The 14,092-nt window shown below is 67.4% G+C and carries 15 protein-coding genes and 1 pseudogene; 9 read left to right on the forward strand and 7 right to left on the reverse strand.

All coding sequences use genetic code 11. The annotated features are described in order from the left end of the window. Positions 1-26: 26 nt before the first annotated feature. Complete coding sequence (locus ABCR83_RS22350) at positions 27-287, reverse strand: hypothetical protein (RefSeq protein WP_462696906.1); 261 nt, start codon at positions 285-287, stop codon at positions 27-29. A 105-nt stretch (positions 288-392) separates the two neighbouring features. Between ABCR83_RS22350 and ABCR83_RS22355 the strand changes: the two genes are divergently transcribed. Further along, a complete protein-coding gene (locus ABCR83_RS22355; RefSeq protein ID WP_462696907.1) occupies positions 393-1,253 on the forward strand; it encodes a serine hydrolase domain-containing protein in 861 nt (286 codons plus the stop codon). 8 nt (positions 1,254-1,261) lie between these two features. Here ABCR83_RS22355 and ABCR83_RS22360 read toward each other — a convergent pair whose 3' ends face one another. Next, positions 1,262-1,594 (reverse strand): glyoxalase superfamily protein, encoded by a 333-nt coding sequence (locus tag ABCR83_RS22360; RefSeq protein ID WP_462696908.1) that lies wholly within the window; start codon positions 1,592-1,594, stop codon positions 1,262-1,264. Positions 1,595-1,959: 365 nt separating this feature from the next. Between ABCR83_RS22360 and ABCR83_RS22365 the strand changes: the two genes are divergently transcribed. Further along, entirely contained in the window at positions 1,960-2,424 is a 465-nt protein-coding gene (locus ABCR83_RS22365) for a DinB family protein (protein ID WP_462696909.1), read from the forward strand. Positions 2,425-2,739: 315 nt separating this feature from the next. On the opposite strand, the pseudogene ABCR83_RS22370 reads toward ABCR83_RS22365, so the two are convergent. After that, positions 2,740-3,838 (reverse strand): annotated as a pseudogene (locus ABCR83_RS22370) (MerR family transcriptional regulator). Positions 3,839-3,944: 106 nt separating this feature from the next. Beyond that, positions 3,945-4,589 (reverse strand): isochorismatase family protein, encoded by a 645-nt coding sequence (locus tag ABCR83_RS22375; protein ID WP_462696910.1) that lies wholly within the window; start codon positions 4,587-4,589, stop codon positions 3,945-3,947. Positions 4,590-4,695: 106 nt separating this feature from the next. On the opposite strand from ABCR83_RS22375, the gene ABCR83_RS22380 reads away from it, so the two are divergent. The 5 genes from ABCR83_RS22380 to ABCR83_RS22400 all read left to right on the forward strand — a co-directional run bounded on the left by ABCR83_RS22380 (position 4,696) and on the right by ABCR83_RS22400 (position 10,516). Further along, positions 4,696-5,676, forward strand: a complete 981-nt coding sequence (locus ABCR83_RS22380) for a GNAT family N-acetyltransferase (RefSeq protein WP_462696911.1) — start codon at positions 4,696-4,698, stop codon at positions 5,674-5,676. An 88-nt stretch (positions 5,677-5,764) separates the two neighbouring features. Then, the gene (locus ABCR83_RS22385) at positions 5,765-6,724 is read left to right on the forward strand and encodes an alcohol dehydrogenase catalytic domain-containing protein (RefSeq protein WP_462696912.1); all 960 of its coding nucleotides are present in this window, start codon (positions 5,765-5,767) and stop codon (positions 6,722-6,724) included. Between the two features lie 1,036 nt (positions 6,725-7,760). Next, a complete protein-coding gene (locus tag ABCR83_RS22390) occupies positions 7,761-8,198 on the forward strand; it encodes a hypothetical protein (protein WP_462696913.1) in 438 nt (145 codons plus the stop codon). A gap of 391 nt (positions 8,199-8,589) precedes the next feature. After that, positions 8,590-9,450 carry an AraC family transcriptional regulator gene (locus tag ABCR83_RS22395; protein ID WP_462696914.1) on the forward strand — a complete coding sequence of 287 codons (861 nt, stop codon included), beginning with the start codon at positions 8,590-8,592 and terminating at the stop codon, positions 9,448-9,450. 19 nt (positions 9,451-9,469) lie between these two features. Beyond that, complete coding sequence (locus ABCR83_RS22400) at positions 9,470-10,516, forward strand: alpha/beta fold hydrolase (RefSeq protein ID WP_462696915.1); 1,047 nt, start codon at positions 9,470-9,472, stop codon at positions 10,514-10,516. Between the two features lie 18 nt (positions 10,517-10,534). Here ABCR83_RS22400 and ABCR83_RS22405 read toward each other — a convergent pair whose 3' ends face one another. Next, entirely contained in the window at positions 10,535-10,981 is a 447-nt protein-coding gene (locus ABCR83_RS22405) for a hypothetical protein (protein WP_462696916.1), read from the reverse strand. A gap of 65 nt (positions 10,982-11,046) precedes the next feature. Then, positions 11,047-11,247 (reverse strand): hypothetical protein, encoded by a 201-nt coding sequence (locus ABCR83_RS22410; RefSeq protein ID WP_462696917.1) that lies wholly within the window; start codon positions 11,245-11,247, stop codon positions 11,047-11,049. A 354-nt stretch (positions 11,248-11,601) separates the two neighbouring features. On the opposite strand from ABCR83_RS22410, the gene ABCR83_RS22415 reads away from it, so the two are divergent. Further along, positions 11,602-12,531: a helix-turn-helix domain-containing protein gene (locus tag ABCR83_RS22415; RefSeq protein ID WP_462696918.1), complete on the forward strand. Its 930-nt coding sequence runs from the start codon at positions 11,602-11,604 to the stop codon at positions 12,529-12,531. Next, positions 12,443-12,628, forward strand: coding sequence for a DUF397 domain-containing protein (locus ABCR83_RS22420; protein ID WP_462696919.1), 186 nt, complete (start codon positions 12,443-12,445; stop codon positions 12,626-12,628). Before ABCR83_RS22415 ends, ABCR83_RS22420 begins: the two co-directional genes overlap by 89 nt. Positions 12,629-12,826: 198 nt before the next feature. Here ABCR83_RS22420 and ABCR83_RS22425 read toward each other — a convergent pair whose 3' ends face one another. After that, positions 12,827-13,369 carry a hypothetical protein gene (locus ABCR83_RS22425; RefSeq protein ID WP_462696920.1) on the reverse strand — a complete coding sequence of 181 codons (543 nt, stop codon included), beginning with the start codon at positions 13,367-13,369 and terminating at the stop codon, positions 12,827-12,829. Positions 13,370-14,092 lie beyond the last annotated feature (723 nt).

Raw genomic sequence — 14,092 nt, forward strand, 5'->3', positions numbered from 1 at the left:
GGACCGTGCGGCTCCGGGCAAGTGGATCAGGCGCCTCTGGGGGAGGGCAGCAGCCGGTCACCGGTCGGCGGGGACGCGCCCCGCTCCCCGCCCTCACCGCCCCGCTTGGGATCCTCCCGACTCGACCGGCGGTAACCGCAGTTGCAGATCCAGTCGTCGTAGCGCAAGATCGTTCCATCGTGAGCGAGGTGGATTTCCCGCACCATGGTCCGGTCCATGCAGCGGGTACAGCGCACCCCTTCGCACAAGGTTCTGGGGGATCTCTTCTGGCCGGTTGTCTGGCTCATATCCGTGATGATGCGCCCAAGTTGTGAAGAGAGCACCATCATCGCGCAGGACTCAGCCGGACGAGGTACGCGACCCTCCTCGAGCGGTAAGGCGGGCAACTGACGGTGTTCTCCCTCTCCCCCACCCCGACCTGCGTCCTGGCCGGCCCCGGCCCCGCCCCCTGGTACGCCGATCATGGCCATGACCCGGACGCCTTTGTGGAGATCGGCTCCCTCACCAAGGTCCTGACCGGAACCCTGCTGATGCAGCTCGCGGCCCGGGGCACCCTCGCCCTGGACGACCCCCTCGAACGCCGGCTGCCCACCCCCAAGGGCACCGGCATCACCCTGCGGCACCTGCTGGAACACACCTCCGGCCTGCCCCGCCTGCCACCCGGCCTCACCCGCCCCGACCCCTACCGCCCCTTCACCCAGGACTCCCTCCGGGACCTCCTCACCCGACTCGACACCCTCCCCACCTCGCCCCCGGGCGAGACCGAGGAGTACTCCAACCTCGGCTATGCCATCCTCGGTTCGGCCCTGACCGCGGCGGCCGGACAGCCCTACCCCGACCTCGTCCGCGAACTGGTGCTCACCCCGCTGGGCATCCCCGACGATGTCACCCACCGGCCTCCCGCGGCCCGAAGCCTCGTCCCCACCGGCCTGTTCGGGCGGCGGCTCGCCCCCTGGACGATGGACGGCGCGATCCTCCCCGCGGGCGGCATGTGGGCCACCCCCAAGGCCGCCGCCCGCATCCTCACCGGCCTGGTGGTGGACCGCGTACTGGGCGACCCGGCCCCCACCTGGCGCCGGGCCCAGACCCTGACCTGGCACAACGGCGCCACCCGCAATGCCTCGGTGTTCGCCGGCGCCCTCCCGGACGGCCGCTGGGTCCTCGCCCACCGCCTCGGCGGCTCCCCCGCCGCGACCCAGCGCATCGCGATCGCCCAACTGCGGTCGGCGAAGATCCCCGGAACGCCCGGCTGATCAGCGGCTCAGTCCCTCACCTCCCCCACCCTCAGCCGGTTGCCGTCGGGGTCCCGGATCTCGAGCTCGCGCCCCCAGGGGGCCTCGCTCACCGGCACTCCGAACTCGGCGGCGACGGCATCCACATCACCGACCCGGAGATACACCAACCCATCGGGCCGGGCGTCCCCTTCATGCTCCGACAGGAACAACCGCACCTGCCCACGGGCGACTTCCACAAATGCGGGAAAACCCGGCTCAAAACGGTGCTCCCACTCTTTGACGAAGCCAAGACGCTCGTACCAGCCAACCGCCTTGGCAGCATCCTCGACACGCAGGATCGGAATCACTTCTTCATTCATGAGACCCATGTTCACAGATTCCGCATGGATCAACACGGCGAACGGCGGATAGAGTTGCGTACGAGATCTTTTCTCCGGTTACCTGCGTCTTCGCAAGGGCAGCACTGGATGCGGTTCGCACACGCCCGCCTGCGGCTGATCGAACTGATGGAGCCGCGGGCCGACTGCCGCCGCTCGCCCCCGGGAGGGGATGCAACACACTCGACGGTCTCCGTCGCGAAGGCAACCGTGGCGGCTGACGAGGACGCCAGAACGCCGATCACACGACAACAGGCAGATCCATCCCCACGAACAGAATCGAGCCGACAATGACATGGTCGATACCACGAATCACCACCGGCGCTGAACGCCGTTTGCTCGAGAGCATGCTCGACCGCAACCGTGCCGAGCTGATCAACACGGTGCGCGGTCTGTCCGAAGCAGAGGCCCGCCGCCGCCTCGTTGCGTCGCCGACCACCCCGATCGGATTGCTCAAGCACGCCGCAGTCGCCGAACGGATCTGGTTCCAGCACGTCCTGGCGAGCCTGCCCAAGAGCGAATGTGATGGCGGCACGACGGCGGGCGACGCCAGTTTCATCGTCGACGACAACGAGACCCTGGCCGACGTGATCGCCGAATTCGAGCGCGCCAGCGAGCGCTCGCGCGTGATCGCCGCCGACTTCGACCTCGACGACATCACCACACACCCCGACCTCGGCGACGTCAACCTGCGGTTTATCTACCTGCTCATCATGGAGGACTTCGCGCGTCACGCCGGCCACGGCGACATCCTCCGTGAGCAGATCAAGCGTCCCGCCGCACCCACCCCCGACGTTTCGGAACAGCCATAGTCGGGTGATCTATGCCACGTCATCGAGGCGGAAAACACACACCTTTGCATCACATATCCGCGCGGCGCAAATTGAGGTCAGATGCTCACTCCTGTGACCAAATCCGGCTCAACGGGCACGGCTCGACGACATTCGCGACAACCTCAATGCGCGCATCGCCGAGGCCGAGCGTGAAGGTCGGCTCGGCGAGATCGAAAGTCTGCGAATCAGCCTCACCGGAGCGGAGGACAAGCTTGCACAGTCCGACCAGCAGGGCTCGCAGGCTATCGACCTGGGCATGCCGGAGCCACCGCGATGCCGAGGATGCGACGCGGTTCAGGCTATGAGCAGGCGGAGGCCGAGATCTGCCGCGTCGAGGTCGGCGAGGTCGCTGTTGCGCCCGGCCCACCGGCCGGAGTCGAGGTCGTCGCTGAGGCTTCGTACCGCCCGCTGCTCGGCCTCCGGCCCGACCCGCGTCCACACCGACATCGCACGGCGCACGCGATCCTCCAGATACGCCCCTGGCCGGCGCCAGTACGCCTCGAACAGGCCGTCAGCGCAGTCCCACGGGATGGGCACCGGCTCAGCGCGGGCGCCGATCGCGTCGGCCATCCCAGCAAGCGAGGGAAACTCTGCGAGAACGGCGGCGAACTCGGGCAGGTAGTCGCGGGTAAGCCAGAACCGGTCCTGCCATCCGGGCTCGTCGGTGTCGAACGTGAGCACCACCACGCGGCGGGCCACGCGCCGCATCTCACGCAGCCCCGCTATCGGGTCCCCCCAGTGGTGAACAGTGGAGACGGCCATCGCGACGTCGAAGGAGTGGTCCTCGAACGGCAGGCTCTCCGCGGCGGCGGCCACGCACGGCGCCGAGCCGGCAGGCCGCTGCGACCGCATGACCGCCGACGGCTCCACCGCGGTCACGTCCCGGTCGCAGGGCTCGTAGGAGCCCGGTGCCGGCCCCGACGTTCAACACCGCCTGCGCGTCTCCGAGCGCGTCCCAGATCTGTGCGGCGATCCGCGGGTCGGTGCGGCGTGTTGCGGTGTAGGCGCCGCCGATCGCGTCGTACAGCCGTGCGCCGAGCATCTCCAGTTGCTCCTCCGGCGTCATCTTGACTCCCCTCGCCCGTGCCTCGAGTTCTCTGTCGATGGCCGCCACCATGGCATCAGCGTGATCGCGCCGTTCCAGCAGCAGGCCGCGCAGCCGGCGCAGGTGCGCGACCGCGTCGGTGGACGGGTCGCCGACCAGGTCCGCGACCTCCCGCAGTCCGAAGCCCAGGCGCCGGTAGGCAAGTACCTCGCGCAGTCGTTCCACATCGCTGCCCGAGTAGGCCCGGTACCCGGCTGCAGTTCGCGCCGACGGCCGTACAAGCCCGATCTCGTCATAGTGATGCAGCGTGCGGACGCTCACGCCCGCCAACTTGGCCACGCGTCCCACAGTCAAGTGCTCCTCCACGACGCCGACTATGCAGCCTGACGCCACGTGAGGGTCAAGCGCCTCGCTTCTGGCAGCGAAGCCGAACGCGGTCCTGACGGAGCAATCGTCAAGAGTTGTGGATGAGTTCGAGTACGTCGACGGTGGGCCGGACATCGCCGAAGGTGCGGTAGACCGTGTAGAGCGTGGCGTTGTGGTCCTCGTCGCGGCGGGCGGCATTGGCGTCGGCGACCATGATGACCCGGTAGCCCAGAGTGCTCGCGTCACGCGCAGACGACTCGCAGCACACGTTGGTCACCGTGCCGGTGATCAGGACGGTGTCGATGCCGCGTTGTTCGAGCAGCCCGGGAAGCGGACACCGTCCCGGGAAGAAGGCGCTGGCGGCGGTCTTCTCCACGGCGAGGTCGCTGTCGTGGACTTGGAAGGCCGGCCAGAGTCGCTCGCGCAGCGGCCCGGTGCCGGCGGCAGTGGCGAGCAGCTCAGCGGCGCGGGGGCCGAAGAAGTCCTCGCGTGCGGGTGTTCCCGCTGGAAGGATCCAGGCCACCGTGCCCCCGGCCGCGCGCAAAGTGGTCGCAAGACGCGTGATGTTGGTGACGATGCCCAGCGCGTAGGGCGCCCCGGCCACGAAGAACGGCACCATATCGACCACAACCAGCGCCGTCCGTGCGGGCGTGAGGTGCTCGTAGGCGTGACGACGACCGCGCCGCTGCTCCTGACGGACGTACTCCCGTTCCTCGATTCGCCAGTCATGCACTTCAGGCTGCCCGGTCATCGGCGCCTCGGATCGAAGGCAGCCCGGCTCTCCGCTGGGAACACCGCATCACATAAGGCCGCGAAGGCCGCAATGTACCCTTTAACGGATGGATATGACATTTCAACCGCTCGGTATGGCGGACATCCCCGCCCTCGTGAACCTGCGGGACGAGGTCGAGCGCGAAGACCAAACGGGCATCCACTACGACGCAGCCGATATCCGCGAGGAATTCGCCGACCCCAAGCTCGACTTGGCCCATAACGCGGTCGGCCTGTGGGAGGGCGCGCGGATGGTGGCGTACGCCATGGTGTACGAGCCGGAACCGGTGCGAGGGGTGTTGCGCTTCGAGACCAGCGGGGGTGTCGCTCCCGCGCGGCGGCGTCAGGGTCTGGGCACGGAGGTCATCGGCTGGATGCGGACCCGGGCCCGGACAATCCACGCGGAGCGTGGAACCGGGGCGCCCGGCGAGCTGCTGCTCGCCGGGGCGGCCGGCAACGCCGGCCTGGCGGCGCTGGCCGAGCGGACCGGGTTCGCGCCGTGCCGGTACTGGTTCACCATGTCGCGTGACCTGCGCACCACACCGGCCCAGGAAGCCGCCCTCCCGCCGGATGGCCTGCGCCTGGCGCCCTTTGCCCGGGAGTTGGACGCGGCGGTCCGCCTCGCGCACAACGAGGCGTTCCGCGATCACTGGGACTTCACCGAAGCCGACGAGGCGGACTGGCACACCTGGGGCACGGGGGCACGGTCGTTTCGGGCGGACGTCTCCGCCGTACTCCTTGACGCCGACGACCATGTGGCCGCATACCTCCTTGCCGACGAGTACATCGCCGATAACGCTGCCACCGGACGCCGGACCTGCACCGTGGGCCACCTCGGCACCCGCCCCGCCTACCGGGGCAAGGGCGCGGCGCGCGCCCTGCTGGCGCATACGCTGCGGGCCGCCCGGCAACAAGGATACGACCGTGCGGAGTTGGTGGTGGACACCGCCAACCCTACCGGAGCGCTCGACCTCTACGAGAGCCTCTCCTTCGTGGCCGACCGGAAGCTCATCACCTACGGCGGCCCGCTCGACCCAGGCCTGTCCTGAGCCCGGATCACGGTATGGCGAGCAGCCTGCGCAGCCGGCCGATGGAGCCGCGTAGCTGGAGTCCAGGGCCTGTACATAGAGTGCGACCATGCGAGCTGTAGTGATCGACTCCGACGGGCATCTCCATCTGGAGCAACGGCCGGACCCGGTGGCGGGACCGGGAGATGTGGTGGTCCGCGTCCGCGCCGCAGGTCTCAACGCGGCTGACCTGCAGCAGGCACGGGGGGACTATCCCGCACCACCGGGATGGCCAACCGACGTACCCGGCCTGGAAATTGCCGGTGAAGTCGAGCACATGGGGAGCGCCGTTACCGGGATCTCCACCGGAGACCGGGTCATGGCACTGGTCGGTGGCGGCGGTCACGCCGAGCGGATCACCGTCCCTGCCGATCTTCTGCTTCCGGTGCCGGATGCCCTGTCCTGGCAGGAGGCCGGCGGCTTCCCGGAAGCCTTCAGCACCGCCTGGGACGCCCTGATCACCCAGGCCCAAGTCCGCGCGGGCGACCGTGTGCTGATCACCGGTGCGGCAGGCGGCGTGGGAACGGCCATGGTGCAGGTTGCCGCAGTCTCCGGAGCGCACACCGTGGCGAGTGTGCGCCGCCCCGAGCTTCACAACCGGCTGAAGGCGCTCGCCCCGGACGGCACACACGTCGACGTCGTCACCCCCGCCGATGAGGCCCAACACGGGCCGTACGACGTGATCGTGGAACTCGTCGGCGGACCGGACTGCCTGCAACGGGTCACCCTGCTGCGCAGCCGCGGCAAGGTCCTCATCGTCGGGGTCCAGGCCGGCGCCACGGTCCCGCTGCGGATGTTCGACCTGATGCTGGTACGCGGCCAACTGATCGGCACGACCATCCGCGGCCGCACGCACGCGGAGAAGGCACTGCTCGCCAACCTCATTCGCACCTCGGTCGTTCCCCTGCTCGCCCACGGTCGCCTGCGGGTCCCCGTGGACACGGCCTTCTCCCTCGACCGGTACGCCGATGCTTACGCCCGGCTCGCCGGCCCGGGCAAGTTCGGCAAGGTCATCCTGACTTGCGGATGACAGCGCGCTTTCGATACACGCCCTGGGCCCAGCGGCTCGAACGGTACGCCCTCCGGGATACGTGGGGGCAAGCGTTCGCCTGAACAGCGGGAAGCCCCGCCCGGCGCCTCGAGAAGGGGTGCATGGACGAGGCTGGACGGGGAGGCTACTTCCCTCCTGCCATCTCCCGGAGGAAGTCCCCGGCCGACTTCACGAACTCTTCGCGTGCTTGCTTGAAGTCGTGCCAGTCCGGGGGCTTTCCTCCGGCTACCAGCACGTGGAGCGCAGGAGCATGGCAGGGATTCCGCCAACCTAGAGCGAGGGCTCGGATCGGGTGTTGTGGGTGCTGCCTCACTCGTAGTCTGATGGTCAGTCAGATTGACTCGCGTCCCGGAAAGGGAGAATGACGTGATCCGTAAAAGCAGAAGAGCGAGGTATCTGGGGCCGGGAGCGGCTGCGCTTGCCGCGCTGGCGCTGGCGGGCAGCACGTCGCTCGCCTACGCGTCGCCGGGAGCATCTCACCTGCGACCGCCGAAGCCGAAGCCTGTCATCACGGCTGGGCCAGTGGGCGGTCAGGACACGGTGTCCTGCGAATTGGTAGCGCAGAAGCCACACTACAGCGGTGGTGTGATCACGGGGGTGGGCGGAATCGATAACTGCACGCCACACAGGCCGGACACATGCACCACTGATGCAGAACTGTGGATTTGGATGCCCGGTCCGCAGCAGTGGGCACCAGCTGGTGCTGTCCACGGTCGTAACTTTGCTTGCCCGCCGCCACGCCGCACGGAGAGGTCCAGCATCCACTGCGACTACAGGAGCGAGTACCCGAGGTACGGGTACAAGATCATCACCACCGGAACCATTGTCTACGGTGGCAGCAGTGACAGCGGCGCCGTAGACGGAGACGTTCTCTATCTGAGATGTGTCTGATGGGCGACGGTGCATGGGTGTGAGACGGCGTGCACCCATGCACAATGCCCGGATGGACAGTGCGAGTTCGGGCTTGCAGGATCCTTGGCCGGCGTCTGCCGTCTATGCGGACCGGATCATCCACATGGCCGGCAAAGTGCCCGGTGCCGATGAGGAGCAGAACCAGCGCTTCCTGACCTGGCGGATCGACCCCCGTTCCGGGAGAGCACTCACCGCGGCACTCATCCAGCTCGGCATCCACGCCGCCACCTTGGACCTCGGCAGCATGGAGGCGGACCGAACCGGTGCGGCGGACAGGCTGGAGCTCCGGGCGGTTGCCGAGTCACTGCGCACACGTCCGCGGCACGAACTCTTCGCCTCCGTGCCACCCGACAACGAGCGCCAGGGCCCGTATGTCGCCGAGTTGCGGCTGATGTCTTACACCGCTACGCCACGCGGCACCTTGTCCATGGAACGACTCGTGCAGGAAGCCGCCATCACGATGCTGGCCGTAGCGGACCTCTTTCCGGGGCAGCAGCCGGTCCTGGCCGACATTCCCGCGCCCGGGGCTGACCGGGCATGAGATTGCAGGTGGAATGCGGCTCACAGCGCTGCTGTCGGCTTGGCGCACGGTGACCGCGCCCACGTGCGCGTCGAGATCACATGATGACGGCCTTCACCGCCGCCCTCCCGTCCCGGCGTCGGCTCTTCAGTGCATGACTGAGGCGCCCCGGCACGCACACGGTGCGGGCGATGCACCGCACCGCGCGCACCGGACGGTGCGCCGCACTCGCGGCAGTCGCCCCGGTGCGCATCGAATGCCCCGCATCGTCCGCACCGGGGCGGCGCGTGAACACGAAGAGTAAGACCGTGTCCTATGTGGTCAAGCACCCGCTGGGGCGGACGACTACCCACCGGCCCAGCCTGAACACACAACTCGGCGATCGTGCCGTCAACAGCCCTAGCATGGAGCGATGCGATCCACCGTGGACGGGCGTAACGCTGCGGTTGTGTGGGATGTCGCGCTGCCGTCGCGGCCCAGTCGGGTGGCAGGCATCAGCATGGCCGGGTTCCGCGATCGTGGCCCCGGCTCGGTTGACCAGCGGGTGGTCCCGCACCCGGCCATCACGTTGGTTGTTGAGTTCGGCGACGGCCCACTGGTCGTCGAGGGCGCTGCCGACCAGCAGCGGGGAAGTCTCGCCGCCGGGTTCCTGCCGGGCGCGGTTCGTGTTCGTGGCGAGAACATCCAGTGCGTGCAGGTGCGTCTGTCCCCGGTGATCGCACACGCCGTGCTGGGTGCCTCCCCAGCGGAGCTGGACGGCACCGTGATCGCGCTGGACGACCTGTGGGGCCGGGACGCGACACGGATGCGGGAACGGCTGGGCGAGGCCCCCTCGTGGGAGGACCGCTTCGCGATGACGGACGCGTGGCTCGCCCGTCGGTGCGAGACGGGGCCGCCCGCGGACCCGGAAGTGGCCTGGGCCTGGGACCGGATCGTCGCCGGCCGCGGCCGGGTCCGGGTCGACGAACTGGCGGTCGAGATCGGATGGAGCCGCAAACGCCTGTGGTCCCGGTTCCGGTCGCAGATCGGCCTTCCCCCCAAACGCGCCACGAGGCTGGTCCGCTTCGACCATGCCGCCCACCGACTGGCCGCGGGCGAAAGCCCGGCCCTGGTCGCCGCGGAAGGCGGCTACGCCGACCAGTCCCACCTCCATCGGGACGTCCGGATGTTCACGGGAGCGACTCCGGCGACCGTGGCCGACGAGCCATGGTTGGCAGTGGACGACATCGCATGGGCGAGCCTCGGAACATTCGTCCAAGACCCGCATCCATGAGGCACACGAGCGTGGGGCCATGCGCAGTCACGACCCCACCACCACGCCCGGCAACCCCTCACCAGAGCAATCCACCCCCGATGCCCACCTGGAAGCGCTTCCTCCAGGGGAGAACGGGGCCGCGCCGCCGTCCGCACGCCCCAGGAACCGGCGCCGCAGGACGGTCAGGATCACTCTCGCAGTCCTGACCGTCCTGGTCGCACTGCTCGCGGCGAACGCGGTGCTGGTCTCCACGCAAACCAGGCAGGCCGTCGGCGACCGCATCGTCCGGCTCGACGGCGGGGACGTCCACATCGTCGAGGGCGGCCCGCCGTCCGCGCCCGCGCTGGTCCTCATCCATGGCACCGCCGGGTCCACCCACTGGTGGGATCCCGTCATGCCGATGCTGGGCGTCTACCACGTCGTCCGGATCGACCTCCTCGGACACGGCGGCTCGGCGAAACCGGCGAGCGGCTACGGCGTCCCGGAGCAGGCGCGCCGCATCGGCGCCGTCCTCGACCGGCTCGGCATCGGCCACGCGGCCGTGGTCGGCCATTCCCTGGGCGGTATGGTCGCCACCTCGCTCGCCGAGCAACGGCGCGACCTGGTGCGCTCCCTGACCCTCATCGACACGGGCCCCCGCAACGATGCCTTCCTCGCCGACAGCACCACCGGCCATCTCCTCCGTGTGCCTGTCATCGGCCAGTTGCTCTGGCGGCTGCGCAACTCGGCCATACGGGACGGGCTGGCCAGCGCCTTCACCCGCCCGGTCAAGATCCCGGACCAGCTCATCGCCGACGTGCGCGGCATGACCTACCGCAGCTTCACCTCGACGGACCGGGCATCCTCGGTCTACCTGGGGGAACGCACCATGCCGGAACGGCTGTCCGGTCTCGGCCTGCCGGTCATGGCGATCTACGGCACCAGGGACAAGCGGTGGCTGCCGGCCTCCTACGAAGGCTATGCGGCGGTTCCCAGGGCCAGAATCGAGCGGCTCGACGGCGTCGGCCACACCCCCATGTTCGAGGAGCCGGAGAGGACCGCAGCCCTCATCCGGGACTTCGTCACCACCGGCACGGCACACTGACCCGGCGGGTCTATGCGGTCACAGACCAGGCTCGGAGATCCGAACGTGGCCATTCAGCAGTTGACGCGCTTTGTTCATCAGCTCAGGGTCTTCCAGTGCGAAGCGGCCGACCTTCAAGTGGTTGTGCCCGTACAGCGTTGAGGCCGGTGCGCTGCTGCTGTCGACATCCAGCGACCACGCGGCCTCGCGAAGATCCAGAGTGCCGGGCTTGGGTACCGCCCGGGCGCTCCATGCCGTACACAGCACCCAGTCCGTATGCGCGGTGCGGGACTGGCCCACCGCGTGTCGTGCCGCCACGTCCATCATGGGGACATCCGGCACTTCCGGAAAAGGGACGTATCCGACGACGGCCGTGTCCCCGAAATTCCCCGTGGTTGCGTACCCGATCACGCCATACGTGTCAGGCCAGATTTGGAGCAGTGGGAAAATCGTCACGCGCCCAACACCCGTCATGCTCCTGCCCATTGGCCTCCTCAAACAGGTACGACCCCGCTCCAGTGTTCCAGAGCAGGGCCGCCCGGATCGCTCGGTCAGCGGGTGAAGTTGTCACCCCACCCGGCAGGCGGGTTGCCCTCCTGACCGTCGCCACCGTCACCCGTCTCGTCCTGGCTGTTGTCTTCGTCGCCTCCGATGGCGAGCGGGGAGTCAGCCGGTGGATTGGTGAGCGGACCGCTCGTGTGCGGTAGGGGCACCAGGGGCTTCAGCGACCACATGGGCGGGGGCATCCTCATGAGCGCCCTCCGGGCAGGACGGCCGGCGTACGCACGGCACGACCGCGACGCCGATGCCCGGCGCACTGTTCACACCCGCACGGCGGGAAGCGAAACGGGTCATCCTCAACCTTTTTGGTGGCCCCCACGTAGTGGGTCGGCCCCCAAGTACGCCCACCGTCCCGTGATACCCGCAACGTCATCCGCGCCGTCTCAGGCACGGCTTCCCACTGCCCTGTCATGCGTTCGAGCCTCCGCGTGTCCCGCCCGCCGTGGGCGGGCATCAGCCTTGAGACCCAGGTTCGTACCGTCCGAGTACGCTTGACCAGACCATTTTGCATTCCAAACTCCTTTGGAATACCGGGAGTTGCACGCATGAGCGAAGAACTGGCGTCACCGGCTGAGGCGTTCGGCCAAGAGATCGAGTACGCCCGCGAGGCGCACGGTTGGACGCAAGCCGTGCTTGCCGACAAGCTGTGCTGCCAGCAGCCGTATGTGAGCAAGGTGGAGAAGGGGCAGCAGTTGGCGAGCGCTCAGTTCGCCGAGCAGTGCGACCGGGTATTCGGCACGCCGGGCGTCTATGCGCGCATGCGCCAGCGGGCGGCCGACGCCGGTAATCCGGCGTGGTTCATCCCGTACCTCCAGCTTGAGCGTGAGGCAGTGGCGATCTGTGACTACTCCACCATGCGCGTCATGGGCATACTGCAAACGCCGGAGTACGCGGAAGCTGTCTTCCGCGCGGCTCATCCATCCGAGACGGCAGTTGAGATCAAAGCACGCGTGGAAGGCCGGTTGCAGCGACGCGAACTCTTCGAAGGAGCCAATCCGCCATCACTGTGGGTGATCCTGTACGAAGCAGTCCTATGGTCCAGCGTGGGCAGCGCAGGCGTCATGCGGAGGCAACTTCGGCACCTGCTGGCTGCGTCCGAGTCTCCACACATCACCGTCCAGGTATTCCCTTTCAGTGCGGGCACCGCGTCACGAGGGGTGCCGTTTATCGTGCTGACTCGACAGGATGGAACGGATGTCCTGTATGAGGAGACATACCAACGGGGGCAGGTAGACGATTCAGCAGAGGCAGTGACAGAGGCGCGCGCAGCCTACGAGCGGCTGCGCGCCAACGCCTTGTCGCTCGCCGACTCTCTGACCCTCATCCGGCACGTAATGGAGGCGTACGCCCATGAGCACCACCCACGGCTTCCCCAACGAGATATGGGTGAAGTCCAGTTACAGCGAAGGGAACGGCGGCAATTGCCTCGAATGGGGCCCCGAGTGCGCAGCCTCCGGCGCCGTCCCAGTGCGTGACAGCAAAGCCCCTCAGCACTCTGCACTGCTCTTCTCTGCAGGCGTGTGGTGCGCCTTCGTGGCCGAGATAAGAGGCAATGGGTTCACGGTTGCCTAAAGGTACAGGTTTCCCAACAACAGGGCTATGTACCAGCGTTGAGGCCACTCGGAGGCCAATTGCCCCTTAGCGAACCACCGAGACGAGCACGCGTAACCAACTTCAGCGCCGCCGCTACTCGAACGAGTTGCGGCGGCGCTTCGTGGTACCTCCGGGCTGCTTGGCTTCCTTCGTAACCAAGGCAATCCCAGCAGTCAGTTATCTCCAAAACATATTCTCTTGGCCATCGCACCGCTCCAACACGGGAAGGCGGTCACGCGGACGACCACTATCGGGCCGGGCAGAGAGGCACAACCCCGAGCCCCGATTCTTGAGCACCCAGCCACCATTCCACTGTTCCTCAGACCAGCGCTGGTATGCGTCACTGCCATAGCAAGCAGAAAGCTGAACGCTATCCATAACCGCCGTGAGGCACATGTCAGTACCCTGAGGCCGCTCAATCCAGTCATGATATGGGTTGTTGTTACTCGGCTGGAGGTCATTCCAACGCGTGACGCCATTTGAGTCGCAACTGGCCAAACCGACGTCGTCGGCCGAGCCATGGCTCAGGCAGAGCTCCCGGAGCTCCCGCTTCGCAATTCCCTTGTTCTGCCACTGAACGTAATCGCCGGCAGACGCCGGGGCTGCCACTGACAGAGCGATGGCAGGAGTTGCCACAGCAGCAACAGCGAAACGAAGCAGAGTTGATTTCCTCACCAAATCACCAGTTTCTAAATACGCACGCGCTGCCGGGCTTGCCATGCATCGGATGTAGCGCGGCTCGCCGAGAGCTTCCTGATGTCGATGCCGTTCTACCTCACAAGACACTTGAGTGTCTAGAAGAAATGCGCCGTCGAACCTGCACTCACACCCAAGCCGCAAAGTCCCATATGGGTGCGATCATTGAGGCATAAAAAGCCGACCCCCCTCGAACACGATGAAAAGAGCCGATCAGGCAGATATCCGCCAAGTGCCATATCAGTGCCAGAACATGCCTTCTTCGCCCATCGCACGGATAGGCGCGCACGGCCGTCCCCGACAACGGCCGTCCCCGACGCCCGAATACCGAAGCTCGGCCCGCCGCCCCCAACTCACGTACCCCGCACCGCAGCTGGACGTTTCCCACACCGCACCACCCGCCGCTTGAGCGTCGGGCATCGGGCGCCGAGATTCGAGCCTCTTCTCCAAGGAATGGTTGGTGGGTTTAATCCCACCCTCCCACCCAAGTCCCTTGCTCACACGGACGGATGACATTTCGCGATCGAATCGCCACCGTCCGTCGCCGCCATGTAGCGTGCGCCACAAGCACGACAAAGCAAACGACCCCCGCCGGTGCCAACAACACACGGCGAGGGTCTGACCATCAAGATCGAGAGTAGGACGATCCCATGGCTGCCGCCAACCTTACCGCCGACGCGCGCCCGTACGCGCCCCCCATGGCCGCCCCCGGCTACGGCAAGCGCTCCGCGCCCGACCAGGAGCCCC

This window comes from Streptomyces xingningensis (assembly GCF_054957865.1).

What these genes read in the sequence shown, in the direction of transcription:
- ABCR83_RS22350 (WP_462696906.1), bottom strand. Translation starts at nt 287, where the DNA reads ATGAGCCAGACAACCGGCCAGAAGAGATCCCCCAGAACCTTGTGCGAA.
- ABCR83_RS22360 (WP_462696908.1), bottom strand. Translation starts at nt 1,594, where the DNA reads ATGAATGAAGAAGTGATTCCGATCCTGCGTGTCGAGGATGCTGCCAAG.
- ABCR83_RS22365 (WP_462696909.1), top strand. Translation starts at nt 1,960, where the DNA reads ATGCTCGACCGCAACCGTGCCGAGCTGATCAACACGGTGCGCGGTCTG.
- ABCR83_RS22380 (WP_462696911.1), top strand. Translation starts at nt 4,696, where the DNA reads ATGGATATGACATTTCAACCGCTCGGTATGGCGGACATCCCCGCCCTC.
- ABCR83_RS22385 (WP_462696912.1), top strand. Translation starts at nt 5,765, where the DNA reads ATGCGAGCTGTAGTGATCGACTCCGACGGGCATCTCCATCTGGAGCAA.
- ABCR83_RS22390 (WP_462696913.1), top strand. Translation starts at nt 7,761, where the DNA reads ATGGCCGGCAAAGTGCCCGGTGCCGATGAGGAGCAGAACCAGCGCTTC.
- ABCR83_RS22395 (WP_462696914.1), top strand. Translation starts at nt 8,590, where the DNA reads ATGCGATCCACCGTGGACGGGCGTAACGCTGCGGTTGTGTGGGATGTC.
- ABCR83_RS22400 (WP_462696915.1), top strand. Translation starts at nt 9,470, where the DNA reads ATGCGCAGTCACGACCCCACCACCACGCCCGGCAACCCCTCACCAGAG.
- ABCR83_RS22405 (WP_462696916.1), bottom strand. Translation starts at nt 10,981, where the DNA reads ATGGGCAGGAGCATGACGGGTGTTGGGCGCGTGACGATTTTCCCACTG.
- ABCR83_RS22410 (WP_462696917.1), bottom strand. Translation starts at nt 11,247, where the DNA reads ATGAGGATGCCCCCGCCCATGTGGTCGCTGAAGCCCCTGGTGCCCCTA.
- ABCR83_RS22415 (WP_462696918.1), top strand. Translation starts at nt 11,602, where the DNA reads ATGAGCGAAGAACTGGCGTCACCGGCTGAGGCGTTCGGCCAAGAGATC.
- ABCR83_RS22425 (WP_462696920.1), bottom strand. Translation starts at nt 13,369, where the DNA reads ATGGCAAGCCCGGCAGCGCGTGCGTATTTAGAAACTGGTGATTTGGTG.